This window comes from Niallia nealsonii (assembly GCF_002835805.1).
Lineage (GTDB): Bacteria > Bacillota > Bacilli > Bacillales > Cytobacillaceae > Niallia > Niallia nealsonii.
In genome coordinates this window covers 1-26,437 of the sequence record NZ_PISE01000003.1, presented here as the reverse complement: position 1 = coordinate 26,437, position 26,437 = coordinate 1, and the positions used below count along the sequence as shown (strand labels likewise).

Below are 26,437 nucleotides of genomic sequence, written 5' to 3'. Positions count from 1 at the left end.
CATGGATACATTATTATTAATAACGATATTAATCGTCGTTTTTGCTTTAGCCTTTGATTTTATTAATGGTTTTCATGATACAGCAAATGCAATCGCAACAGCTGTATCAACTAAAGCATTAAAGCCTAGACATGCCATTATATTAGCTGCTACTATGAACTTTGTAGGTGCAATGACATTTACTGGTGTTGCGAAAACCATTACAAAGGATATTGTTGATCCCTTTACATTAAACAATGGTTCCGTTGTTCTTTTGGCAGCACTTATCTCAGCAATTTTTTGGAATCTTTTAACATGGTATTTCGGAATTCCAAGCAGTTCTTCTCATGCTATTATAGGTTCTATTGCTGGCGCTGCTATTGCTTCTTCTGGTTTCGCAGCATTAAATTACAATGGATTTACTAAAATCATTCAAGCACTTATTTTATCGCCGATTATTGCTTTTGTCATTGGGTATATCGTTTATACTCTCTTTAAATTATTTTTTAAAGATTTAAATTTAACAAAAACAAATCGTCGTTTTCGTATATTTCAAATATTCACTGCAGCCTTGCAATCATATACGCATGGTACAAACGATGCCCAAAAAGCAATGGGTATTATTACAATGGCATTAATGGCCAACGGCTACCTTAGCACAAATGATGTTCCTCTTTGGGTTCAATTTGCCTGTGCGGCAGCAATGGGGCTTGGCACATCTGTCGGAGGCTGGAAAATCATCAAAACAGTCGGCGGAAATATTATGAAGATCCGTCCTGTTAATGGAGTAGCTGCTGATATAACTGGGGCAATGATTATCTTCGGTGCAACCTATATTCATTTGCCAGTAAGTACAACACATGTTATTTCATCCTCTATCTTAGGGGTTGGTGCTTCCCACCGACTTAAAGGCGTAAAATGGGGAACAGCACAACGAATGCTTATTACATGGGTAATTACATTGCCAATTTCTGCAACGGTTGCTGCTATTTGCTACTATATTTTAGATCTTTTTCTTTAAGTTTAATAAATATAAAAAGGAGGGTCCATTTCTAATGGCGCCTTCTTTTTTTGTTTAGGCTCTTTTCTAAAAGATTGGTGTTTTTAATTGGGTTTTGTTCAAAGTTGATTTCCCCTGCAATCAACTACGCCTTTTTTTGATTAAACAGCAAAAAAGTTTACGAAAACAGCCTTTGTTTATTAAAGACATAGTTTATTTCTATTCATGCCAAAAATTCATCACGCATTAACAGGCCTTTTCTCCCTAGCTAAGGGATGAGAAGAGAAAACGAAAAATCTATAGGTGGGTAGAAACTTGCCCGAAAAAGGCTGATTGCAATTTCACTTTATTTGCTGCTTATTTTAGCTAAGCCTCTCTTTTACTTCTAAATCTGTTTTTCTATCATAGATTGATAATAAGCTGGACAAGTTAGGGTGAGAAAAGTACATGCTAGAAAAATTTGCAGTTATTTTTATCGGCAGTATGCTTATAGGGATTGGTGTAAATGGATTTTTAGTTCCACATCATATTTTAGATGGGGGATTAATTGGAATTGGTTTAATTTTACATTATCATTATCAAATTCCAACAGGTCTGACGATGATCCTCATTAGTATTCCTCTCTATTTATTCGTTTGGTTTTATGATAAGAACTACTTTTTTTATGGAATCTTTGGTTTTCTTATTTCTTCTTTTATGATTGACATCTTTTCTTTTTTACGTGATGCTTTTTCGGTATCGATTCTTTTAAGTTCTTTTATTGGAGGAACCATTATTGGCATCGGCATTGGCATTATGCTTCGATTTGAGACAAGTACTGGCGGTACAGATTTACTTGCTCAAATAATTGCAAGAATGTCGTCTATCCCCGTAGGAATCATTATATTTTTTCTCGATGGAATTATTTTAGTCAGTGGGATAAATATTGTGGGAATAGAGAAAATAACTCCATCCTTTTTTACGATTATTTTTGTAGCTATTTTTACTACGCTAATAACAGGAAGGAAAACAGCGGCTCCTTAACGAACCGCTGTTTTGATTTGCTTATTCTTATTTTGTATCAGTAGCTTGATCATCCTCTGTGTGAGGGATTAAAACCTGACCTTTTTTGCCCATTTTTAGTAAAGTTTGCATAATAGTACGTGATAATTCACTTGTTCGATATGGTTTCACTAAATAATCCATTGCTCCTAGTGCATATCCTTTTTCTTTCTCATCCAATGCTGTTGAGATAACAATAGGAACATCTTTCGTCTCTTTCCTTTGCTTTAAACGCTTCATTATATTCCAGCCATTGATATCATCCTCTTCTAGCATAATATCAAGAACAATAGCATCTGGTATATATTCATTTATCGCTTTTAGAGCCTCTTGCCCACTTTTATAATAATGTACTTCGAAACCAAAGTCCTTTAATTCCTGTGTAATTAATTCTGCTAAGCTATAATCATCCTCTACTACTGCTATACGATAGGAAACTTTTCCTTGTGTATATTCCTTGTTATTGGATGTTTGAACTTCCATAGAAAGCTTAGGAAAAGACAAGGTAAAATTGCTTCCTACACCTAATTGTGACTGTACAGTTATTTTCCCTCCATGGGCATTTACTATTTCTTGCACAATTGCTAATCCTAAACCAGTGCCGCCTATTTTACGTCGATCTGAATTATCAATTCGATAAAATTTATTAAAAAGTTTAGCACTTTCTCCCTCAGGAATCCCCAAGCCTTCATCTTTAACAGAAACATTTAATGTCTCTGTCTCTTCATAAATAGATATTTGAATAGTTCCTCCTTCAGGTGAATACTTAATGGCATTTCCTATAATATTCGTAAATGCCTGCTCTATTTTTAATTTGTCGCCGAGGATGATTGCTTGATTCAGATCTGATTTAATTGTAATTTTATGCTTTATAGCATTCACCTTTTGATTATCTACAATTTTCCTTAAAATAGAAAGAACTTCAAGATATTTTTTCTCATATGTTTGTTTTCCTGCTTCCATTCTTTGAACATCAAGAAAATCATTAATCAATAATGTTAGCCTATTTGCTTCTCCATAAATAGTAGATAAATATTTTAGCTGCCTCTCTTTTTTCAATTCTCTATTGATTAAGAGTTCTGTAAATCCTAAAATACTGGCAAGCGGGGTTCGGAGTTCATGGCTGACTGTACTGACAAATTCTGATTTCATTTTGTCTACTTCATATTCTTTAGTCATGTCTCGATATACAAATACTGTGCCGACTTTAACGGTTTCATTGCGATATAAATCTTCTGCATATACTTTCATAACTTTTCCAGTTTCTTGGAATTGATAAGTAAACGACTGCTCTAATCGATTTTGTAAGGAATCTTTTATATAAGCTAATAAACTGCAATCATCTCCGAAAGTTGCTTCGATTTGTTTTGTCCAAACATCCCAGCTTTTCCCAACAAAGTCATGCCAGTTTTTATCCTGTGCAAACATTTCACAAAATTTAGTATTTACTTGAAGAGTTTCTCCATTTGTTCCAACAAGCTGAATTCCTTCTTGAACATTATTTAATATATCTTGATTTAGCTCTTTTGCCCTTTCTGTTTCTTCAAACAACTTAATAGTGTCTAATGAAAGCCCAATTTGTTTTGCTAATGCGCTGAATTCATCCATTTGAAATTCAGAAAAACGATCACTAAAGCGGCTAAACATCATAATAGCGGCAATCTCATCTGTAGAAGAAAAGATTGGAATGTATAAATCATATACATAGCCATTTTCTATATGGTAGGCCTTTTCAGAAATCTCCAACTCTCTTTTTATAATGAATGGGCTTTTCTGCTCCAACAAACGGAAATACATCCCCTCAAATAAAAAAGTTTTAAATTGGTCAGCACCTGTTGTAGAAATTCCAAAAGCAGCAAAAGCATCCTTATCTGTCAAGACGATAATTCCTCTATCTGCACTAATAAGTTCACACATGTTTGTTATAATACTATTTAATAATTGCTGTTTATTAAATGAGTGAGAAAGACTGTTTATTAAATGATTTCTACGATACAGTGTTTCCTCATTATGTTTAACTTTTTCGAGAGCTTCTTCTAGTTCTGACTGTTGGGCATGCAATTCCTCCTGTTGGGCGATGAGTTCCTCATTTTGAGCTACTAAATCTTGTTCTTTTTCTTGGATTTTTTTATACATTTTTGAAAAAGCAACTGATAAAGTTCCTAGTTCATCTTTTCTATTCGCCTCTACTTGTATTTCTGCATCCTCCCCTTTTGCTATGACATTTGCAGCAACTGCAAAATCAGTTAATGGCTTCCCTATTTTTAAAACCATCATTCGCCCAATAATATAGACAATAACCAATAAAAGGACACTGTAGAGAAAAAAGTAAAATTGCAATTTGGAATTATCAGTCTCTAAGTTAGTAACTACTTCTGTTAATTTTGTATCAAGATATTTTTTATAAGCAATTAATTCTTTTTTTAAATTATTAATCTTTGCCGTAGCACCGCCATTTGCTATTGCTTTCACTTTATCTGTGTTGCCAGCTTCGTGAAATGCTACAGCCTTCGGAAATGCATCATCAAAAATATATTCATTGAACGAAACTAATTTTTTGTACATTTCACTATCTTTATCTGTTTTTGCAACTTTTTTAAATTGTTTTAGCAAAACAGCAATGTCTTGTTCTTCTTGATTCACTTCATCTCGCAATTCCTCATTATCGAATGCTAAATATCCTCTTATATTAAAAAGGGCATTATTAAGGTGCGTTTCTATCTCTTCCGCTAAAGCTCGCTTATCAATAAATTTTTGACGATTTGAAATAAAACCATCATTCGTTGATTTTTGCAGTCCTGTTAGAACTGCCGCTCCAAAAAGAAATAAAAGAATGAAAAAGCATATTAAGGCAATAAATTGCCTTGATATGCTTTTTTTAATATAGGAATTAATTTTCATTAAATATCTCCTCCACTTTTGCTAAAAGTGCTAAAGGACTAAACGGTTTCGCCATAAAATAATCTGCACCTGTCTTTAATGCTTTTTCCTGTTCAAAGGATTGACTTTTTGCAGATAGCATCAGTATCTTCTGCTGATGATCCCCCATGTCACGACGAACTGTTTCAATAACTTCTAACCCTGTTACTATCGGCATCATATAATCTAATATAAGCAAATCATACTTATTCTTTTGTAAAAGTTCGATTGCTTCTTCACCATCTTGAGCCTCATCCACAGCATAATCTTCATCTTCTAATGTGTCCATAATTAACATTCTTAAAATTTCTTCATCTTCTGCAATCAATATTCTTTTCATTCTTTCTCCCTAATTCTCTATTTTAGAAAAAGTCTTTTGCAAAATATAGTAAGACTGTTTTAAACGCTCATGATATAAAGGCTCTTCCCAATTATCCCATTTATATATTTTCATATCATCTTCTTTTATCATCTTAGACTCATGAAGACTTGGCAATGAAGATACTATTTTATTTCCCTTCACAGAAATAAAAGCCAATTGGATTCCATCAATATATTCACTGCCCTCTAAACCCTTTTTCCAAAGATCTGCCGTTATTTCTTTTTGGCTTGGATCTTTTATATTCAATAGTGCCCAAGGTATTCGCAGTTCAATTGTTTTTTTATCCTTGCTAATGCTTATATCGGTTAAACTATTAAAATTTTTACTGTTAGGATTTCCATTTCCGTACATTAGCTTTCCTGTTTCATAGGAGGAAAAAGGAATCTTTTTATCTGGAATAGTCAACTCTTTATTAAGAGCAAGACGAATTGGGTTAAATACCCCATTATTGACTTTATCTGCATTTTTTTGCTGGTTGATCATTTTCAGCATAAAGCCATATTGATAGTAGAACGTATCATAGTAACTATCGATCAGCAGTTCTGAATTTTCTTTATCAGCAATTTTCGCCATAAAATCAACACCAAAATCTGTATTGATTTGCAAGTCATCTGTTAACTTTATCTTTTTTTGCCCTTGTCCTTCAATCGTATTAAATAGAAGATAGGTGCTGTCTTCTGTTATATCAACCGGCTGTTTATATGTCATTTTTATATTAAGCTGTTGTTCATCCGATGTTACCATAATCTCTTTTAAATTTTCATCTTCAGAATTATTCTGATAAAGTGGCTTCATATTTAATTTCTTCCAGTCAGAATCTTGTCCATCAACATAAATGGTAGGTTCATACTTTCCTGGATCAAAGCTTAATAATCCAAAATGCTGTTCATTTGTTTGAATATTGGACCAGTATGGCCGTCTATTTGGATTATCATAATCCATCGTGTTCCATGTTCGCTTAAACCACTCATCCTGCCATGTAAAAACAAGTCCCCCTGCATACTTTTCGTCGACAATCATTTGCATTAGTTTTGTATCCATAATCCCTTGCTCTTCTTCTGATAAAAATCCTTGATTCATGTCATTAATATTTTCATGTGTTTTTCCTCGGGAAGATGGAACACCAAATTCAGCTACTAGCACCGGCATCGTATGAACCGAAATTAAATCATGCAGATAAGCTCCATAACTGCTTTTCTCCCCTTGTTTATTAACATAATTTTGATAATCTTTTTCATAGTTTAGAAAATCAGGGTAATATGGATAAATGTGGTACGAGGCAAATAATCCTGCTTGAAAATCATCCTTTTTATTAATATGATTTGGATTTACAGTTGCCTTATCCTCTTTTTCACTCGGCTCTGAAGGATGTTCTAATAAATCTGTCGTTACCCAGTTTGTAAAACTCATTGTATGCTGCCAATTGTATTTTTCCCCTTCATATTTCGCCGTATAATCCATCATACTTGCAAGCCAAATTTCAAATAGGGATCCATTAGTTGTTTGAAAATAGGTTCCCGAATATTGTTCCTTTCCCTTATGTGCACTATTTGTATTTGATACAACATCTGGGTCCCACTCAATCCCAATAATATACCCTAACACATACTTAGAAATATCATATTTATATTCGCCTGATGCATGCCCTGTCTGCTTACGCAAACTAGCATTTCCATGAACTATATCTATCATGTTTTTTAACTCTTTTTGAAAGTCCTCTACTACCTCTTTATGATATGCATCCTGTTTTCCTACAAATATTTCTTCATTTACCCATGCTCCATGAAATAAATATAACGGTTCTTTTGCCGTTTGATTATATTCGTAAAATGCTTCATAAAATGCTGGAGGGTGCAATGTGTAAATCCGAATAGCATTTGCATGCATTGTACCTATCTGCTTAAACCAACGCAAATATTCATCTTTTGTTATGGCTGTTTCACCAGGAAATGCTCCTGGTTTTGAAATCCCCATATTTACTCCTTTAATAAGGATTTTTTCCCACTTCCCATTTTTTTTCACTTCTAAGTATTCATTATTTGTTTTGCTGTTTATTTTAACATTATTAACTGTAGTCGTTTCTACGGTATCTTTCTGCACTTTTTCATGAAGACCATTTTTTAATATACTCTTCATTAACGGTACATACGTATTCCAATAAAAAGAATTTCGATAAGTAATTTTCTCTTTCCATAGATCAAATCCAACTGTTTGATAAATGCTAGGCACTTCTTGTTCATCTGCATAATCTCCTGCAAAATAATAGGAAGTATATTGATTATTTACATTTTGAATAATCGCCGGGAGGGATGTTGGCAAATCATATCCCGCCAATTTTTCTTTTCCTTTTTTAGTAGCCGCAATTGTATAATTTGCTAAAATATTTTCTTTCCTATTTGACTCGACAATATCAAACCAATATCCATATTCAGAGGAAAGATTTTTTCCTAATTGTGCTTTTCCCTTTTCCGTCGTCTTAAACTTTACTTTAGAATTAGTTAATTCTTTTCCGCTTAAAACAACAATATAATCATCTTTATTTACCAATACAATTCCCGAACCATTAAATGTCCACTTTTCATCATATATCTTTTCATAGTTTTCTTTGACCCATACAGGCACTTCATCCCCATCAAGCTCTAAAAAACTTCTTCCAATCCAGCCACTCCATTTTAAATCCAATAAATTTGTTATTTTTTCTCTTGCTTTATCACTAGTTGGACTGGCAAAAGTGTTAAATTCTGCAATAAGGGTTTTATTATTGGATTGATATAGAGAATCTTCTATTTTACTGACATCCTCTAAATCAAGTCCTCCGTACAATTTATCACTTCTCTCACCAAGCTTATTGCTTCCATAAAACTCTTCTTCATATACACCATATTGATCTGTTAAGTAAATTAATTGATACTTGTTTAAATCATCTGGAAGAGCACTTATTTTATAATCTGTTCCTCCCATTGGCTTAAAGCCTTTATAATCACTTTCCGCTACATACTTTTCTTTGTTTTGCTTAACATATTTCTGATTATTTAATATCCATGCCAAACCTTTATGTTCACGGTATGTTTGGTCGGAAACAGTTTTATCCATAATTAAAACTGGCAAAACCTTTGATCCTTTTATTTGCCAAAACCAAAAAGGGCTCGTTGCAATAATAATTATAAGAATAAATGCAATAATACTCACCGCTGCTCGTTTATTCATTCAGAAACCCCTTTGCGTTTCATTTCTCCCCAACCTTTTTCTTTTCTGATTAATTGCCATATTCCTTCACATCTCCAGAAAACTGTTAATGGCCGATACCAAAAAGATTCTGTTATGGAATAAAAAAACAGTGTTAAAATATGCGTGATTTTTGGATATTTTCTTAAACTCCATTCCTCCAGCAATACAGCTGCCATAGAGAAAATAGATCCATATATACAAGAAAGCAGAAAAATTAATATCGCAAATTCTAAATAAATTCCTCCTAAAAAAACAGCAACGATTGTATAAATATATCCCAGCAATTCAACAATCGGTCCTAAAAATTCAATAAGCCAAAAATAAGGAAAGGAAATCATCCCAATGCTTCCGTACTTTGAATTAAAGGTTAATTTGCGATGGTTCCATAAGCTTTCAAATAATCCTCGATGCCATCGTCTTCTTTGTCTGCGCAAATAAGTAATATCTTCAGGAACCTCCGTCCAGCAAACCGGATCAGGCACATAGATAATTTTTTTATTTAAATTTGCTTCTTTTAGCAAACGATGAATTCTCACCACTAATTCCATATCTTCCCCAACTGTATTGGTTCGATATCCCCCAGCTTTTATTACCCATTGTTTTGAGAAAACACCAAAAGCCCCAGAAATAATTAATAATAAATTATGCTTACTTAAACCAATTCTGCCCATTAAAAAAGCCCGCAGGTATTCAATAATCTGCATGATTACTAACGGATGTTTCGATAATCCGATTTTTAGTATATGGCCGTTTTGGATCGTACAACCATTGGCAATCCGAATGCTGCCGCCTGATGCGACTACTTCCTCATTACTATCCATAATTGGTTTCATAACTTTTAAAAAAGCATCTGCTTCTAAGACAGAATCACCATCTAATGAACAAATATAAGGAAAATTAGAAAAGTTAAGACCTACATTTAATGCATCCGCTTTTCCTCCGTTATCTTTATCAATCATATATAATTTTGGCAGCACGGCAGATTGATAAATGCCTTTCACCTTTTTTGTTTCCACCTGTTTGCGAATGACCTTATCAATTTTTTTCATATCATAATACTCAATCACTTTGTTTAAAGTACTGTCTTTCGATCCATCATTTACAACAATAATTTCATAAAGAGGATAATTAATGCTTAATAAGGACCTGACACTTTGAATAATCCCAGCTTCTTCATTGTATGCCGGCACAATGATAGAAACAGGTTTTGTATATAATTCATTAGCATACTCTTCAAAAGTCTGCTCTCTATTTAATTGATATTCCCTGCGCAACTGTAAAAGGGAAGTAATTAAAATCGCCGTGTAAAATACAATGATAATCACCATATAAATAGCTATAAAGATGCCAAAAAACAGAGCTATATTCATCCACCATTGCAATATCATTTATTTTGCTCCTTTATTTATCCATTCCCATGCCATATCTTTAGCATAAGAATCATTCGAGTGTTCCAATACATCATTTAAAACTGCTTGTCCATTTTTATATCTGCTGATTGAGTCTGCCGACTGTGATCTTACCCACCAAGTAGGATCTTGCAGCAGTTTTTTTAATACAGACAAATGGGATTCATTTTGCTTGCTTCCCAAAAGCTTAGCAAGCATCATTCTCTCTTGCCATTGTTCTGATTCAGCAAGCAGCATGTAAGAATTTATATCCTGAACTACCCCTATCGAAGCAATTGCTTTTAATGCACGAAGTCTGAGTTCCCCTTGGGCTTGCTGAAAAACTTCTTCTAAAAAAGGCAAATAATCTAAATCCTTTTTTATGCTTATAACATCTAAAATTGCTAACTGCAAAACTTCCCCAAATTCTTGAAAGGACTCAATAAAAGAATAAAAAATTTCCTCATTTAATCGAGTAACAATATTGCGGTAATCTATCTCTGAAAGTGCTTCACTGGTATTCATCCATTTTTTAATATCTTTATACTGAAAAGAAGAAAGAATTCTTAGTATTTGAATTTTTTCTTCTTTCGATTTTTTCGGAGAATTTTCCATTAGCTTAATAATATCCTCTTGCAGTTCAATCAGATAAAAATCCTCAATATAATAAAGAGTATTCATACGAATGCTCCAATTGCGAGAATAGAGCCTTTCTTGATAAAAATCTTTTAAATAAGTCAGTGCCAGATTTTTTAGTGCTCCTTTCTCCTTTTCTCCTTCCAGCATGTCTACATATTTGCCTAAAACCATTTCAAATGCTGTTTTTTTTAATGGAGTATTTATACGAATAATAAAAGAACTGTTTGGATTTTGAATATAAAAGAAAACTTTTGGTCCTAGCTGTTCCATATATTTTTTAATTTTTTGTTGTCTACTATTTTCTCTATATTTCCTTATTACTAAATAAATTAACAGCATAAACAATATTCCAGTTATCGTACAAGCTACAGCTGCCAATATTTTTAGTTCTTGCCCCATTATTGAACCATCCTTTTGATTAATCGCGTTATCCTTGCCTGCAGCTCTGTTAAACTAAAGGGCTTTGTTACATAATCATCTGCGCCAAGTCTTAATGCTTCCGCAATATCATGTTCACTTTTCCTTCCTGTCAGCATCAGCACATGCACAGATTGTTTGCTTGTTGTTTTTCTTACTTTTTGCAATATTTCAAGCCCATCCATCACAGGCATAATTCCATCTAATACTAGAAAATGCAGTCCTGTTTCTTTTAGCCTGTTGGAATGAAAAAACTGCATACCGTCTTCATATGCCACTACATCTAACGTAATATAATCGAGGGAAATGCTATTAAAAATATTCATTAAAATAGATCGAATCAGTGCATCATCATCCACAATGGAAACATGCATCACCCTTTTTGCAAGTTCATTTTGGATTTGATTTGCACTTTCTATTCTTGCTCTGCCATTCTTTTTTGCTAAATATAAAGCTTCATCAGCTGTTTTTATCGCCGTTTGTAAATCAATTTCTTTATTGGCAATGGTATATATTCCTGCTGAAAAGGTTAGTGTAAATATTTTTTGATTTTCCTTAAACTCAATGGCAGAGAAGCGCTCTAGCATTCTTGTTAAGATCTCTTTTACATCTTTTTCTGGGGCACGCTGGAAAAAGATAATAAATTCTTCACCACCGTAACGAAATAGAGTATCTGTATTGCGAATACTATTTTTAATAAATTGAGCAAACTCTACAAGAACTTTGTCTCCCATAACATGACCGTAGGTATCATTTACTTTTTTAAAATAATCAATATCTAAAATGGCAATTGTCCCCGCAGTATTTGTTCTTATAATGTCACTAATAAATCGATTATAGGAATCTCTCAAGAATTTCCGATTATATACTTGTGTAAGTTCGTCAATTAAGACCGACTGATCAAAGATTCTTTTTCTCTCGAGATGGCGTTCGATCCGAATTAAAAATTCCTCGACATCAATTGGCTTTTCAATAAAATCATCTGCTCCCATTTTAAATGCATTCATTCTTGTTTCTCGATCATTGTTTATGCTGAACATAATTTTAGGAACAAAATATCGATTGGTATGCTGTTTTAAATTGGATAAAACCTCAAAACCCGATTTTTCAGGCAAATTAACATCAATAATAATACAATCAGGATGCATATCATAATACTGTTCTATCGCTTTATCTACTTCTGTATTTGCAATGACCATCCAACCTTTTTTCTCCAAATTATCCTTTAAAAAAATCAGCATGGAAATATCATCATCAATTATTTGAATCAGTGGTACATTTACCATTCGCTCTTTAGATACACTTGATAAACTTTCATGTATTTGCTCATATTCAAAGCCAATTTCCACTAAATCATGAAGGAAATCTCTTAATTCTATTTTCTCCCATGATTTCGTTCGTTTTGTTGCTATATGTAACAGCTTGTCAGATAATCGATATAAATTATCCATATCCAGTGTCCCAGCTGTTCCTTTAATAGAATGCAAAAAACGATAAACATCAATATGATCGATTACTTGCATTTCTTCATTTTCAAACCAGTTTACTAGCTGCTGTTTCATTTTTTTTATTAATAAATTTTTATATTTATCTAATGGCATTCTCTCTCACCTCTTTTTTGAAGCTTCTTTATACTAAAATTTTTTTTTGATCTACCATTTATTCACAACGGTTCCGAGGTATCCTTCTATTAATTTTCATTTGCCTCTATACTAATTTTTTTTATAGACCTTTAATATCCCCCAATTAATACTACACTATGTCCATTCTATTACGTTGAAATAGTGAACTTTACACTCCCTATGGCAATACAAAAAAACCAGCCTAAAAATTCAGGTGGCTGGTTATCACACCAATTATTATCGATAATATCTCACTTTACTTTTTCTTTCCGTCTATCCTCCACATTACTTTTTCCCTGAAGAAAAATCAATCTATTTTTATCTTTTCATTTTGCTTTCATCTCTCTATTTTTCTGATTGCAAGCTTCCATTGCAGAAAGTATTGTTCCTCTAAATTTATGCTCTTCTAACGCAGCTACTGCCTCAATAGTCGCACCACCAGGAGTGCAGACCTCATCTTTTAGCCTTCCTGGGTGTTTCCCTGTTTCAAGCACCATCTTAGCAGCGCCTAGTACGGCCTGCGCCGCAAGCTTATATGCTGTATCTCTCGGAATTCCGCTTCTTACACCGCCATCTCCCATTGCTTCAATTAGCATATACACATAAGCAGGAGAAGAACCGCTAATTGCAGGGATATAGTCCATTAGCTTTTCTTCCATTACTTGTACAGATCCAAAAGAAGAAAATAAACTCTTTATAAACTTCATTTCCTCTTTTGTCACTTGTTTGCTATGACAAAAAACAGTCATCCCTTCTCCTACTAAAGAAGGCGTATTTGGCATAGATCGAATAATTTTTGCTTCTTCGCCTAAATAAGTATACATAAATTCAAGATCAATTCCCGCAGCAATAGTAACAACAATAGCATCCTTTTTTCTATCTAACTTAATTTCATCTAATACCGAAGCATATAAATGTGGCTTAACTGCCAAAATCAAAATATCAGCAAACTGTGCTACTTTTCTATTTTCAAGTGTATACGGTACTTTATATGCATTATGAACTAATTTACATGTAGAATCTGTTTTTGCACTAACTAATATACTATCATGTGGCACAAAGGAAGATTGAATTATTCCTGCAATCATTGCTTGCGCCATCTTTCCGCATCCGATAAATCCAATTGTATTGATGGTAAACAACTCCCTTTTAATTTGTATCCTTCTATGTTACATGAATGGCTGAAAAGTTCAAATTTATCGTACGCCTCTTTAACAAAAAACAAGACATTTCCTTGTTTAATGAGTTTAACTACAATATCGAAAGCAACAAACCCAATCATTGCTGCGGTTACACCATAAGAAAAAATAAACGGTTCTTTCTTTTACGAATGTTACAAGCAGAAAGCAGAATTTAAAGAAAAATGGGCATAAAAAAGACTGCTCCTTTGAACAGTCCTAATAAGTTCTATTAGATTATACTTGCACTTCCGCAAGAGAATCTACAAAAACTCCAGTATAATTAATAGTTTTTGCATTTGACTTTTAGCTATAACAGACGATGGATTAATCATCTAAATTTTCTTAAAGCCATTACTCATATAAAAAAGCAGCCCTCAAGCACTGGAAGCATATCTGCTTTTGAAACAACGATACTAGTAGAATCTATAATTAATGTATAAGCAGTAGGCATAATTCCTTTAACTATTTCATTATAATCTTTTAAAAAGGCTTGTCCTTCTTCTTCTTGATAAGGCCACTTACCGTTATCAATAATTCTTTTTTTCCTTCATTTTTCTCAAAAGTACTCATTTTTCATTTTGTTTTTACATTCATGAGCTGACTGAAGATTGGTCGCTATGCAACTTTTTTTAATATACGTATATCTATAATGCTTAAAAGATGGTATGCAAGTGGAATTTTTTTAGAATAAAAAACAACTCCCCTAAAAATCTTATTTTTTAGGAGAGTTTTATCTTTATGCATAAGCTTGATTTTCTTCTTTTCTAAAAAAACTTGTCATTGCATTAAAAACATCTGACTTCTGTCTTAATAAATAATAGCGGAATTTTTCATCTTGGATATTTTTATAAGCAGACATTAATGTACTATGGCGATTGTACTGATTGACTTCACCATAACCAAACATGTTGGAAACTTTCATCAGCTCTTCTACCAGTTTCACGCATCTTGCATTATCGGAAGTTAAATTATCTCCATCAGAGAAATGGAATGGATAGATATTAAATCGACCTGGATCATACTTACTATCAATCAACTCCAACGCTTTACGGTACACCGATGAACAAATAGTCCCTCCGCTTTCTCCTTTTGAGAAGAAGTCTTCTTCTGATACTACCTTTGCTTCAGTATGATGGGCAATAAACTCAATTTCTACTGTTTCATATTTCGTCCGCAAAAATCTAGTCATCCAAAAAAAGAAACTTCGCGCCATATATTTTTCCCATAATCCCATACTTCCACTTGTATCCATCATGGCAAGTACAACTGCTTTTGATTCCGGTTTTACTACTTCATTCCATGTTTTAAATTTTAAATCTTCTGGATAAATGGGATAAAATCCAGCTTTTCCTTTCATCGCATTCCGCTTAAAGGCAGACATCATCGTTCTTTTTTTATCAATATTCCCCATTAGCCCAGTTTTGCGGATATCATTAAATTCAATATTCTCTACAACGATTTGATCCTGTTCTTTTCTCTTTAAATTCGGCAATTCTAATTGTTTAAATAATACTTCTTCCAGCTCCATCATAGATACTTCTGCTTCAAAATAATCTTCCCCAGGCTGATCGCCTGCTCCTTGCCCTTTTCCAGGTCCTTTTTGTCCCCCAGATCCATCACGAGCCACTACATCGCCAACTTTGCTTTCCCCATTGCCTTGCCCTACATGTTTGTTTTTATCATAATTATAGCGAATTTTATACTCATCTAATGAACGAATTGGAATTTTTACAACTTCTCTTCCATTTGACATGACAATATTTTCTTCTGTTATTAAATCAGGCAAGTTATTGCGGATTGCTTCCTGCACTTTTTCCTGGTGGCGTTGTTGGTCATCGTGTCCTTTGCGATGGAGGGACCAATCTTCTTGGGAAATAACAAACTGATGATTATCTTCTTTTTTGGTCAATACTACCCCTCCTAAAAAAATTATTAAATAATGCTCACCTAATTGTTGTTTTATGCATACACTAATTCGGGCAACATTTTTTCTAAAAAATAGTGATTACTCTATCATATGCCAGATAGGAAAATAATTTACTAATTATTCTAATAATTAGTAAATATTTTGTCTAAGCCGCTGTTTTTGAAGTAAAGAAGGAACCGACATACTATTGCCCGTTCCTTTCTTGTTATGCTTATCGATTTAATAAACTTCCAACATATCTTAATAATTCATTTGCAGAAGTGGAATTATAGCCATGTTCGTCAATTAGTCTTGCTACCACTTCGTTTACTTTCTTCAATTGTTGTTCATCAGGCGTTTTTGTTGATGTTGTAATTTTCACTACATCTTTTAAATCAGCAAATAATTTCTTCTGAATTGCTTCACGAAGGCGATCATGAGAATTATAATCGAATCTTTTCCCTTTTCGTGCATATGCAGAAATACGGATTAATATCTCTTCACGGAACGATTTTTTTGCATTTTCTGAAATGCCAATTTGTTCTTCTATTGAACGCATTAACTTTTCATCTGGATTAATTTCTTCTCCTGTCAGCGGATCTCTTAGCTTATTTTTATTGCAATAAGCTTCCACATTATCCAAATAATTATCCATTAATGTTTTTGCACTTTCTTCATAAGAGTATACAAATGCCTTTTGCACTTCTTTTTTGGCAATTTCATCATACTCTTTTCGTGCAAGTGAAATGCAATTCAAATATTTTTCTTTTAATTCATTGGTAATAGATGAATGCTGATCTAATCCATCTTTTAATGAACGAAGAACATCTAGCGCATTAATGCTTGTAACTTCTTTCCGAATAATAGTAGAAGAAATACGGTTAATTACATAACGTGGATCAATGCCGCTCATTCCTTCATCTGCATACTCATGCTGAAGTTCTTTTACATCAGCGGAACTGAATCCTTCGACATTTTGGCCATCATATAGGCGCATTTTTTTCACTAAATCAATATCGCCTTTTTTCGGTTCTTTTAATCTTGTAAGAATAGTAAAGATTGCAGCAATTTTTAATGTGTGTGGTGCGATGTGTACATCATATACATCACTTTCCATAATCATTTTCTCATAAATTCGTTCTTCTTCTGTTACCTTTAAGTTATATGGAACTGGCATTACAATTATACGAGAATGCAGTGCTTCATTCTTTTTATTTGAAATAAACGAGCGATACTCTGTTTCATTTGTATGTGCTACAATCAGTTCATCAGCAGAAATTAGTGCAAACCTTCCTGCTTTGAAATTTCCTTCCTGTGTTAATGAAAGCAAATGCCATAAGAATTTTTCATCACACTTTAACATCTCTTGGAATTCCATCATTCCTCTATTTGCTTTGTTTAACTCACCATCGAAACGATATGCACGTGGATCTGACTCGGATCCATACTCAGCTATAGTAGAGAAGTCAATGCTTCCAGTTAAATCAGCAATATCTTGAGACTTCGGATCTGATGGACTGAATGTACCAATACCTGTCCGCTTGTCCTCGGAGAAAAATATTCTTTCTACCATTACATCTTCGATTTTCCCATTATATTCCTCTTGCAATCTCATTAAGTTAAGTGGAGACAAGTTGCCCTCAATTCGAATGCCATATTCATCATAGAAGTCTTTGCGAAGATTATGTGGAATCATATGAAGTGGGTCTTCATGCATTGGGCAGCCTTTAATTGCATAAACTGCACCTTTATCCGTATAAGTATATTGTTCTAAGCCTCTTTTTAACATCGTTACGAGGGTTGATTTCCCTCCACTTACTGGTCCCATTAAAAGCAATATACGTTTTCTTACATCTAGGCGCTTTGCAGCAGGGTGAAAATATTCTTCTACTAATCTCTCTAAAGGTTCCTCTAAACCAAATAATTGATCTGAGAAAAATTTGTATTTCTTTTTCCCATTTACTTCATCAATACCCGCGTCTTTAATCATATTGTATACTCTTGAATGCGCAGATTGGGCTACCCAAGGCTTTTCTCGCAATATTTCCAAATATTCACCAAATGTCCCTTCCCACTTTAACAATTCTTCCTCTTGTCTGTACATCTCGATTTTTTTTAAGATATTCATATGGACCTCCCCTGTCACATTTTCAGAGACGAATAATATAATGTATGCACTACAGTGTACGAACATGCTTAAAAGAAAGAATAGTTTTTTTCAAGTACTGTTTGTTTATATAGAGAAAAAAAACTCTTTCCATAAAAGCAGGTCTCCTCTCAAACTTTTAATAGTTTGAAAGAAAATTTGGATAAGCATTTGTTTTAATCTATGCTGTGACATTCTATATTATTAAAATAATTTTTATTTTTTTCTGAATCTTTTTCAATAAGATATGTTCTTCCATATCATATAACCATACTTGCTTACAATATAGAAAAAAGCAGATGAATTAATCACCTGCTTTTTTTCCTATTATTTTTTCTCTCATGGAAGCTCCAATGAATACAAATCATAAAATAAGCTAACCCATCTTTTATCATTTTTATGAATGAGGATTTTTTAAGTACTTCTCTTTAAGACTCTAGTTATTAGATGTTTCCTTGTTTCTATAGGGCACACCATTTGTTTTCCATTTTCCAGCGCAGCATTTGAATAGAAGGTTCACTTTATCGCAAATCCATTTTTTGTTTTTTTATAAATTCATTCATATATAAACGAGACTTTCCTTCTAACATTCCTGTCATCTGTGCGGTCCAGTTATCGCTTCTTGCATTTCCTGTCCGCTCTTTATAATAAGCAGAGATTATCTTATTATATTCTTTAAGGCCTTGTTTATATGTATCCATATCTTGCTCATACTCGTTTTCATGATAAATATGGTGAAATGGGATTCGTGGTTTTTTTTCGGTATGCTGATCTGGATATCCAACAACAAGTGCAAATAACGGAATCACCCGTTCAGGTATATTTAACAAAGAACAAACTTCTGGCAGGTTATTGCGCAAGCCACCAATATAACAAATTCCAAGCCCTATTGATTCTGCTGCAATACTAGCATTTTGTGCAGCCAAAGAGGCATCAATTACACTTACCATAAATTTCTCTGTTGTTTCCAACGATGCAGATATATCTTTTCCTTCCATTTCAGCTGCTATCGAGTGTCTAAATAAATCGGCACAAAATATAAATAAATGGCCATTATTTTCTACATATGATTGATTTCCAGCTAATACAGCAAGCTTTTTCTTTTTCTCTTTATCTGTTACGCCAATAATGCTATATGCTTGCATAAAGCTTGATGTAGACGCACTTTGTGCCGCTTGTACTATTTGTTCTACTTGTTCTTTCGATAAATCGATATCCTTAAACTTACGGACAGATCGGTGTCCTACTATTGTTTCCATAACAGAATTCATTTTATCCACTTCCTTTTTATTAAACTAAATGATTGTCATTCCATCTCCAGCTAATTGCAAAAGCATCCATGAATATAGCCTATTATTAAATAACTTACCCTCATTATAATCAAATACTAAACTTTATCTTAATAATTTGCTTGCACTAAAGCTTTCTAAGTAATCGTATTTCGCAACATCTGTTTAAAATGATTTATTCTCCTATAGATTATGCCCCATTGGTCCATTTTCTTTTATTTTCACTTCAGTTTTTCTATACTTTGGTTCATTTTTTTAAAATAGCTACTTTTTTACGCTTCTTTAAATAGTGACAAAAGAAAAAGCTGCAAAAAATGACAAGTCATTTTTTGCAGCTTTTTTCTTTTCTACATGATATTCCTACTTATTATTTCACTAAATCTCGATAATTTTGTTGACGCAGCGCTTCATATACAAGAATTGCTGCTGTATTAGAAAGATTTAGCGAACGGACATTATTATTCATTGGAATGCGCAATGCCCGCTCCTTGTTATTTTCTCTAATTTCTTCTGGCAGCCCTGTTGTTTCTCTGCCGAAAATGAAATAATAATCTTTTTCTTTTTCACTGTAATCAAAATCGGAATAAGTTTTTGTGCCAAATTTCGTTAAAAAGAAAAATTCTCCTCCCTCATTTGCTGAAAAAAACTCTTCTATGGAATCATGGTAATGAATATCTACGAACTCCCAATAATCAAGTCCTGCTCGTTTTAACATTTTATCGTCTGTAGAAAAGCCAAGCGGACGTATCAAATGAAGAACTGTATCTGTTGCGGCACATGTACGTGCAATATTTCCCGTATTAGAAGGAATTTGTGGTTGATATAATACAATATGTATTGCCAAAATGATTGTCACCTCTATAAATAATTGCTGTTTTAGTGACTATTATACACAACTTTTCCTAAAAACAATAATCCTCTCCTTCCTTATTGAAATAATTTAATTATTTAAAATAGTAAAAAATCTATATTTAATATTCGGAGTATATGCAGATGAATCTTCATACTTCCAATATCTCATTCTACTATTATACGTATGGGCATTTACTAAAGGTTCTCCATTTCCATCTTTTCCTGTAACAATCGTAGTATGGTCATATTTTCCATTCCCTTGAAAATCGTAACAAATCACATCTCCTAATAATAAATCAGTTGCTTTTTTTATTTCTTTTGCTCTTAAACCTTTTGTGGAAGATGCTAAATATCTTGGAAAGGCATTCGCGACAGACCAGCTATAACTCCAATTATTATTCTGCATCCACCATCCTTTATTTCGATTGGGATATCCATGCATCTCCCCTCCCCCTGCACGTACACATTGAGAAATATAATTTGTGCAATCTACTTCAAATTTTTTATAAGCTGGATTATAGCTATTCCACCACTTTTCTGCATATTGAACCGCTTTTAGGCGATCATACGTATAGCGCCTTTTCTGTTGTTCCTCCTCATCAGATACAACATCCCCTTCCAATAAACTTTCTTCCTCCACAGAAAAGTTACTTTCTTCGATTGGAAAGCAAATAGGGATTTCTTTATCCTCAATGAGTATGCCTTTATAAAACGCTCCTTTTCTTTTTTCAATCTCTTCTTCAATGTAAAAAGAATCTAATTGCTTGATAAAATATTGAAGATGAACGGTATAATAAACTTCGTCTACTTCTTGCAACAGATCAATATAATCAATCTTTCCTTTTCCTTTCACCTTTACAATCTCTGCATTTCTTTTAGCAAAAATGGTCTTTTTCCGTTCAAGTTTTTTATCCATAGCAGAGTTTCTTTCATCGGAAACGCATTGTTGCATTCTTTTTTCTAATAATTCAAGCAACTGTTGCTTCAAAATCCCTCCACTCCCTTCCCAATAAAGATATGTCCGTTCTGGCTATTTTTTGCATAGATGATATTAAAATTACTGATTCCTTTATTGTTTCAACTAATATTACACATAAAAAAAGAAGGATAGTTTAGTTTCCTATCCTTCTGATGAAATCCTAGCAAAAGCCGCTTCTATTTCTGCTAACACTTCTTGATCTTTTTCTATTATCAATCCATTTGTCAATGCTTCTTTCGCTGATTGGCCACCGATTTTTCCTAATGCCCATGCAGCTGTTCCTCTCAATACAGGTCGAGGGTCTTTATTCATAACAAGAATAATATCCTCGACTGCTGATTCTTCTTTATAATGAGCAAGTGCAATAAGCGCATTTCGCTGTATCGGTTTTTTTCCCCGCCAAGAACCGGATATATGCCCATACTTTTCTTTAAATTCTTTATTGCTGATATGCAATAATGGCTGAAGAAGAGGCTTTGCAATTTCCGGATCTGGCTCCATTTCTGGATGGTTATGAAAATCTATTCCCTTATTTTTAGGACAGACTGTTTGACAAGTATCACATCCATATATTCGATTCCCTAACTTTTCCCGAAATTCTTCTGCAAGAAATCCTTTTGTTTGGGTTTGAAATGCAATACATCTTTGTGCATTTAGCTGCCCCCCCTGTATTAAAGCACCTGTCGGACATACTTCTATACATTTATTGCAGGAACCGCACTGATCCTCCATGGATGCATCTGGAAGAAAAGGCAAATTTGTAATCATTTCTCCTAAATATACATAAGACCCAAATTCCGGAGTAATGATTGCGCAGTTTTTGCCTGACCAGCCTATTCCCGCTCGTTGGGCAACCGCCCTATCAACAAGTTCTCCTGTATCTACCATTGATTTGCATAATGCCTCTGGAACTCTTTCGAGAATAAATTCTTCTAATTTCTGCAAGCGATTCTTTAAAACAACATGATAATCTGTTCCCCATGATGCCCGGCAGAAAATCCCCCTTCTTGCTCCCTTTTTGCTGACAACCCGCTCTTTCATTTTCGAAGGATAGGCAAGAGCTATTGAAATAATTGATTTTGGCTTATCCATTAACAAAGAAGGATCTACACGCTTGTCTATATCTTTTTCCTCAAAACCTGATTGATAATCTAGTGCCTGCTGCTCTACTAAACGAATTTTCATTTCTTCAAACGTACTTGCACTTGTAAAACCAATTTTATCAATCCCGATTGTTTTGCTGTATTCAATAATATCTTGCTTTAATTGTGCATAATTCACGAAATCCCTCCTTATTCTTTGGATTTCAAAAATAATTAGGATAAAATATACTATATATAATAAATGGAGGTAAATAGATTGCATACTATTTCTATTTCAAGGGACATAAAGCAGGTTGTCCCACATTTTAAAATCGGAGTAATTGATTACAGTAATATTGAAGTAATTCCATCCCCCCAAATGATTAAAGGAAGACTGCAGCTTTTTCAGGAATCCATTTACTTTGATTTAGAAAACACCAATATAAACGATATCCCATCTATTAAAGAATGGCGAGAAATCTTTAAGGCAACTGGAAAGGATCCGAATCGCTATCGTCATTCTGCTGAAGCCTTATATAGAAGGATAAAAAAACAAAACTACTTGCTGCCAATCAACAGCAGCATCGATTTAAATAATTTCTTTTCCCTTCAGTTCGGCGTGCCTATTGGGATTTATGATACTGCCAATCTTTCCGGCGATATAATCATTCGAATTGGAAAAGAAAATGAACAATATACTGGCTTAAATGGAAGAAGCAATTCTCTTGAACATCTAATTATTAATGCAGATGAATTAGGTCCCTTTGGCAGTCCATTTGTTGATTCTAACAGAGCCCCAGTGACATCTTCAACAAAAGATGCTGTCCAAATTGTTTATTTGCAAGCCTCGACTCCTATGGAAAAAGCAACCAAAATGGTCGAATCTTTAATGAATATGTTTATTCAGATACATGGTGGAGAAGGCAATTTTGCTATTATTGATTAATTTTTTCTAATTCTTCTGCTTTATGACAAAATACAGTGAAACTTCAATTAGGTTTTTACAGGCAAGTTTCTCACCCACCTAGGTTTCTCATTTTCTCTTATTAGCCCTTAGGTGGGGGCAAAAGCCCGTTAATGCGTGATAAACGGTTAATAAGCAGAAGACTTAGAATACATAATTAGCCTTTTTCTTTTATAAAACATTAAAAAACGCAATGCTTCGTTCTTGTAGTTGAAACGAAACACTGCGTTGTGACTAGTTATGTATGGAGCGGGTGATGGGAATCGAACCCACGACATCAGCTTGGAAGGCTGAGGTTTTACCATTAAACTACACCCGCAAATTTATTTTTCATTTTCTTTTTTCATGCCTCTTTAGCACGTTTTTTATTATATAACTGGTAAAAATAAAAAGCAACCATTTTCGACATTTTTTTTATTTTTTTGGACTTGTTAACAAAATCTAGTTTCTGAGATCCTTTTTTCTTCTATATAAAGTTTAGATTTCCTTCATCACTATTTCCCTATATCACAGCCAATTTGTTATCCATTATATAATAAAATAAGCTAATTTATACCATTTAACATTAAAAATATTAGAAAATTCATTTTTCTCCTAAAATTTCAAACATAAAAAAAATGGTTGACTTTTTAGTTTATGAATTATATATTTTAACTAATCAATCGGACTTATAATAATATATAAAAATCTTATCTAGAGCGGCGGAGGGACAGGCCCTATGAAGCCCAGCAACCAAATTATTTATTAATTCAGGTGCTAATTCCTACAAAACATATTTGTTTTGTAAAGATAAGAGAAGCTACTATAACTAGTACCACTTCTCTTGTCTGAGAAGTGGTTTTTTGTATTATTTAAGTTCTTAAAAGAAATATATATAGGGGGAAACAAAAATGAAAAAAACATTTGCATTATTATCCGCACTTTTATCTTTATTAATCATTCTTTCGGCGTGTGGAAAAGATGAAGAAAAAACAAAAGCACTTAGCACAGAAAAATTACTTGTAGGGGTAACTGGCGGACCACATGAACAAGTAATGGAAAAAGTAAAAGAAGTTGCAGCCAAAGACGGCTTAGAAATTGAACTAAAAGTCTTTAATGATTATAACACTCCAAATACAGCTTTAGATGATGGAGATTTAGATGTGAGCAGCTATGAAACAAAACAATTTTTGGATGCACAAAAGGCTGACAAAGGCTATAAGATTAGTGAAGTTTTCAAAACATTAACCTTCCCTATGGGAGTTTACTCTAGCTCTGTAAAAAGCATTGATGATATTAAAAAAGGCGACAAAATCGCAGTACCTAACGATCCAAGCAATGAATACCGTGCACTTAAATTATTTGAAAAAGCTGGGTTAATTACCTTAAAAGAAGGCACTGGCGAAAAAGCAACAAAAAAAGATATTGCTGAAAATAAACTAAACTTAGAAATTCTAGAATTAGATTCTGCTCAACTGCCATCTCAATTAGGCGAAGTTGCTGCTGCAGCTATTAATACAAACTTTGCAATGGGTGCAGGTTTGACATTAAAAGATGACGCTGTCTTCCATGAAGAAGAAAAAAATAATCCATATACAAACTACGTTGTTGCACGCGATGTAAATAAAAACGATGAAGCAATTAAAAAAATTAAAAAATATTATCAAAGCGACGAAGTGAAACAATTTATTGAAGAAACATTTAATGGTTCTGTAGTTCCAAGCTGGTAAGGAGGTTCTAGCATGATAAGTCTGCAACATGTGTCAAAAACATTTAATGTTGGAAAAAAAACGGTAGAAGCGTTGAAAGACGTTTCTCTTACTGTCCAAAAGGGTGAAATAGTTGGAGTCATAGGTTATAGTGGCGCAGGAAAAAGTACACTGATTCGATGCGTCAATTTATTAGAAAAACCTACAACCGGAAAAGTTCTAATTAATGATGTAGATATTACATCCCTAAACAAAAAGGAACTTCAAAAGGTTAGACAGAAAATCGGCATGATTTTCCAAGGTTATAATCTTTTAAAAACCGCTACTGTTTATGAAAATATAACCATTCCACTAAAATTAGAAGGTGTACCAAAACAAGATATAAAAAAACGGGCGGATAAATATTTAAACATCGTTGGCTTAAGTGATAAACATCATATGTATCCAAATCAATTATCCGGTGGGCAAAAGCAACGGGTTGCTATCGCTCGAGCATTAGCACATGAACCGGAAATTTTATTAAGTGATGAAGCAACAAGCGCTCTTGATCCTAATACAACAGAATCTATTCTTGATTTATTGTTGCAAGTAAACAAAGAGCTTGGCATCACCATCTTTTTAATCACCCATGAATTAGATGTTATTAAACGCATATGTGATCGTGTAGCTGTCATGCAAAATGGGGAAATTGTAGAAGAAGGAAAAGTTCTTGATATCTTCTCTAATCCAAAACATTTACGCACAAAACAATTTGTGCATGGGGAATCCGGAATAAAAGTGCCTGAGCATTTCGCGGAAGAATTACCAAAAAGAGGAAAAATCGTTACATTAACTTTTATTGGCGATTCTTCTAAAGATCCTTTTTTAGCAATACTCGCTAAAGAATTTGATGTACTTCCGAGCATTATTGCAGGTGGAATCGACCAGCTTAAAGATCAATCTGTGGGAAAATTGCTTGTTCACATTGACGGAGAAACAGCAGAAGTGAACAAATCCATTCAATTTCTTGAAGAGAAAAATATTTTAGTAGAAGAGGTGAATCAATAATATGGGTACATTTTGGGAAGATTGGGGAGAAGTCATTCAGGAGGCCTTTTTACAAACAGTGCAAATGACAAGTATCTCTCTTATAATCTCGATTATTATTGGCTTGCCTTTAGGTGTTTTGCTTGTCTTGACTCGTAAAGGTGGACAAGCAGAAAATATTGTTTTTTATACAATCATGAATACAATAATAAATGTAATTCGTTCTATACCATTTATTATTCTGTTGTTTTTTATCCTTCCTTTTACAAAGCTTATTGCTGGAACAACAATAGGCGTCCAAGGTGTTATCGTTCCCCTTGTTGTATACACGGCTCCTTATATCGCAAGATTAATGGAATCTTCTATCTTAAGTGTGGACCGCGGTGTCATTGAAGCATATCAATCAATGGGAATAAGTACATTCAAAATTATTTGGAGTGTATTAATTAGAGAGGCTCGTTCTTCTATTATCCTTGGCCTTACTATTGCTACTATTGGTTTAATTGGCGCTACAGCTATGGCTGGACTAGTAGGAGCAGGTGGACTAGGCGATGTTGCCTACCAATATGGGCATTTGCGTTTTGAACCTACTGTTATGTATACAACTATTTTTATTCTTGTTATTATCGTACAATGCATTCAATCTTTTGGTAATGTTGTTGCACGTAAATTAAACAAGGATTAATAAAAAATAACCAAGGATGCAGTT

The 26,437-nt window shown here is 33.6% G+C and carries 19 protein-coding genes, 1 tRNA gene and 1 riboswitch; of the genes, 6 read left to right on the top strand and 14 right to left on the bottom strand.

Annotation, left to right across the window (positions count from 1 at the left end):
• Window position 1 precedes the first annotated feature (1 nt).
• Both CWS01_RS00660 and CWS01_RS00655 read left to right on the top strand, forming a co-directional pair.
• Entirely contained in the window at window positions 2–1,000 is a 999-nt protein-coding gene (locus CWS01_RS00660; protein ID WP_101175096.1) for an inorganic phosphate transporter, read from the top strand.
• Between the two features lie 426 nt (window positions 1,001–1,426).
• Window positions 1,427–2,002, top strand: a complete 576-nt coding sequence (locus CWS01_RS00655; protein ID WP_101175094.1) for a YitT family protein — start codon at window positions 1,427–1,429, stop codon at window positions 2,000–2,002.
• Between the two features lie 27 nt (window positions 2,003–2,029).
• Here CWS01_RS00655 and CWS01_RS00650 read toward each other — a convergent pair whose 3' ends face one another.
• The 13 genes from CWS01_RS00650 to queG form a co-directional block, all read right to left on the bottom strand.
• On the bottom strand, window positions 2,030–4,921 hold the full coding sequence (locus CWS01_RS00650; RefSeq protein WP_101175092.1) for an ATP-binding protein: 2,892 nt from the start codon (window positions 4,919–4,921) through the stop codon (window positions 2,030–2,032).
• Window positions 4,911–5,279, bottom strand: a complete 369-nt coding sequence (locus CWS01_RS00645) for a response regulator transcription factor (protein WP_101175091.1) — start codon at window positions 5,277–5,279, stop codon at window positions 4,911–4,913. The genes CWS01_RS00650 and CWS01_RS00645 overlap by 11 nt, the downstream gene beginning before the upstream one ends.
• Before the next feature lie 9 nt (window positions 5,280–5,288).
• A complete protein-coding gene (locus CWS01_RS00640) occupies window positions 5,289–8,528 on the bottom strand; it encodes a hypothetical protein (protein WP_101175089.1) in 3,240 nt (1,079 codons plus the stop codon).
• The gene (locus tag CWS01_RS00635; RefSeq protein WP_101175088.1) at window positions 8,525–9,937 is read right to left on the bottom strand and encodes a glycosyltransferase family 2 protein; all 1,413 of its coding nucleotides are present in this window, start codon (window positions 9,935–9,937) and stop codon (window positions 8,525–8,527) included. Before CWS01_RS00635 ends, CWS01_RS00640 begins: the two co-directional genes overlap by 4 nt.
• The gene (locus CWS01_RS00630; protein ID WP_101175086.1) at window positions 9,938–10,975 is read right to left on the bottom strand and encodes a HEAT repeat domain-containing protein; all 1,038 of its coding nucleotides are present in this window, start codon (window positions 10,973–10,975) and stop codon (window positions 9,938–9,940) included. It lies immediately after the preceding gene.
• A complete protein-coding gene (locus CWS01_RS00625; protein WP_101175084.1) occupies window positions 10,975–12,594 on the bottom strand; it encodes a GGDEF domain-containing response regulator in 1,620 nt (539 codons plus the stop codon). Before CWS01_RS00625 ends, CWS01_RS00630 begins: the two co-directional genes overlap by 1 nt.
• A 347-nt stretch (window positions 12,595–12,941) precedes the next feature.
• A complete protein-coding gene (gene proC / locus CWS01_RS00620) occupies window positions 12,942–13,757 on the bottom strand; it encodes a pyrroline-5-carboxylate reductase (RefSeq protein ID WP_328588880.1) in 816 nt (271 codons plus the stop codon).
• 775 nt (window positions 13,758–14,532) lie between these two features.
• Complete coding sequence (gene yhbH, locus CWS01_RS00615; protein ID WP_101175083.1) at window positions 14,533–15,705, bottom strand: sporulation protein YhbH; 1,173 nt, start codon at window positions 15,703–15,705, stop codon at window positions 14,533–14,535.
• Between the two features lie 229 nt (window positions 15,706–15,934).
• Complete coding sequence (locus CWS01_RS00610) at window positions 15,935–17,830, bottom strand: PrkA family serine protein kinase (protein WP_101175081.1); 1,896 nt, start codon at window positions 17,828–17,830, stop codon at window positions 15,935–15,937.
• A gap of 539 nt (window positions 17,831–18,369) precedes the next feature.
• Complete coding sequence (gene nfsA, locus CWS01_RS00605) at window positions 18,370–19,119, bottom strand: oxygen-insensitive NADPH nitroreductase (protein ID WP_101175080.1); 750 nt, start codon at window positions 19,117–19,119, stop codon at window positions 18,370–18,372.
• A 385-nt stretch (window positions 19,120–19,504) separates the two neighbouring features.
• Window positions 19,505–19,981 carry a tRNA (uridine(34)/cytosine(34)/5-carboxymethylaminomethyluridine(34)-2'-O)-methyltransferase TrmL gene (gene trmL, locus CWS01_RS00600; protein ID WP_101175078.1) on the bottom strand — a complete coding sequence of 159 codons (477 nt, stop codon included), beginning with the start codon at window positions 19,979–19,981 and terminating at the stop codon, window positions 19,505–19,507.
• Between the two features lie 96 nt (window positions 19,982–20,077).
• The gene (locus tag CWS01_RS00595; protein ID WP_101175076.1) at window positions 20,078–20,977 is read right to left on the bottom strand and encodes an amidase domain-containing protein; all 900 of its coding nucleotides are present in this window, start codon (window positions 20,975–20,977) and stop codon (window positions 20,078–20,080) included.
• Window positions 20,978–21,109: 132 nt separating this feature from the next.
• On the bottom strand, window positions 21,110–22,249 hold the full coding sequence (gene queG, locus CWS01_RS00590; protein ID WP_101175074.1) for a tRNA epoxyqueuosine(34) reductase QueG: 1,140 nt from the start codon (window positions 22,247–22,249) through the stop codon (window positions 21,110–21,112).
• A 63-nt stretch (window positions 22,250–22,312) separates the two neighbouring features.
• On the opposite strand from queG, the gene CWS01_RS00585 reads away from it, so the two are divergent.
• Entirely contained in the window at window positions 22,313–22,996 is a 684-nt protein-coding gene (locus CWS01_RS00585; RefSeq protein WP_101175072.1) for a B3/B4 domain-containing protein, read from the top strand.
• Window positions 22,997–23,259: 263 nt separating this feature from the next.
• On the opposite strand, the gene CWS01_RS00580 is transcribed toward CWS01_RS00585, so the two are convergent.
• Window positions 23,260–23,333 (bottom strand) — tRNA-Gly (locus tag CWS01_RS00580).
• Between the two features lie 367 nt (window positions 23,334–23,700).
• Window positions 23,701–23,810, top strand: a riboswitch (SAM riboswitch).
• A gap of 94 nt (window positions 23,811–23,904) precedes the next feature.
• On the opposite strand from CWS01_RS00580, the gene CWS01_RS00575 reads away from it, so the two are divergent.
• The 3 genes from CWS01_RS00575 to CWS01_RS00565 are packed head-to-tail and all read left to right on the top strand — an operon-like array spanning window position 23,905 to window position 26,413.
• Window positions 23,905–24,723, top strand: coding sequence for a MetQ/NlpA family ABC transporter substrate-binding protein (locus CWS01_RS00575; protein ID WP_101175070.1), 819 nt, complete (start codon window positions 23,905–23,907; stop codon window positions 24,721–24,723).
• 12 nt (window positions 24,724–24,735) lie between these two features.
• Window positions 24,736–25,749 carry a methionine ABC transporter ATP-binding protein gene (locus CWS01_RS00570; protein WP_101175068.1) on the top strand — a complete coding sequence of 338 codons (1,014 nt, stop codon included), beginning with the start codon at window positions 24,736–24,738 and terminating at the stop codon, window positions 25,747–25,749.
• A 1-nt stretch (window position 25,750) separates the two neighbouring features.
• A complete protein-coding gene (locus tag CWS01_RS00565) occupies window positions 25,751–26,413 on the top strand; it encodes a methionine ABC transporter permease (protein ID WP_101175066.1) in 663 nt (220 codons plus the stop codon).
• Window positions 26,414–26,437 lie beyond the last annotated feature (24 nt).

Excerpts from the sequence above, each read along its gene's own strand:
- CWS01_RS00575 (WP_101175070.1), top strand. The coding sequence starts at position 23,905 with ATGAAAAAAACATTTGCATTATTATCCGCACTTTTATCTTTATTAATC.
- CWS01_RS00645 (WP_101175091.1), bottom strand. The coding sequence starts at position 5,279 with ATGAAAAGAATATTGATTGCAGAAGATGAAGAAATTTTAAGAATGTTA.
- CWS01_RS00610 (WP_101175081.1), bottom strand. The coding sequence starts at position 17,830 with ATGAATATCTTAAAAAAAATCGAGATGTACAGACAAGAGGAAGAATTG.
- CWS01_RS00635 (WP_101175088.1), bottom strand. The coding sequence starts at position 9,937 with ATGATATTGCAATGGTGGATGAATATAGCTCTGTTTTTTGGCATCTTT.
- CWS01_RS00655 (WP_101175094.1), top strand. The coding sequence starts at position 1,427 with ATGCTAGAAAAATTTGCAGTTATTTTTATCGGCAGTATGCTTATAGGG.
- CWS01_RS00625 (WP_101175084.1), bottom strand. The coding sequence starts at position 12,594 with ATGCCATTAGATAAATATAAAAATTTATTAATAAAAAAAATGAAACAG.
- CWS01_RS00640 (WP_101175089.1), bottom strand. The coding sequence starts at position 8,528 with ATGAATAAACGAGCAGCGGTGAGTATTATTGCATTTATTCTTATAATT.
- CWS01_RS00565 (WP_101175066.1), top strand. The coding sequence starts at position 25,751 with ATGGGTACATTTTGGGAAGATTGGGGAGAAGTCATTCAGGAGGCCTTT.
- CWS01_RS00650 (WP_101175092.1), bottom strand. The coding sequence starts at position 4,921 with ATGAAAATTAATTCCTATATTAAAAAAAGCATATCAAGGCAATTTATT.
- nfsA (WP_101175080.1), bottom strand. The coding sequence starts at position 19,119 with ATGAATTCTGTTATGGAAACAATAGTAGGACACCGATCTGTCCGTAAG.
- CWS01_RS00630 (WP_101175086.1), bottom strand. The coding sequence starts at position 10,975 with ATGGGGCAAGAACTAAAAATATTGGCAGCTGTAGCTTGTACGATAACT.
- CWS01_RS00570 (WP_101175068.1), top strand. The coding sequence starts at position 24,736 with ATGATAAGTCTGCAACATGTGTCAAAAACATTTAATGTTGGAAAAAAA.
- CWS01_RS00660 (WP_101175096.1), top strand. The coding sequence starts at position 2 with ATGGATACATTATTATTAATAACGATATTAATCGTCGTTTTTGCTTTA.
- CWS01_RS00585 (WP_101175072.1), top strand. The coding sequence starts at position 22,313 with ATGGAGGTAAATAGATTGCATACTATTTCTATTTCAAGGGACATAAAG.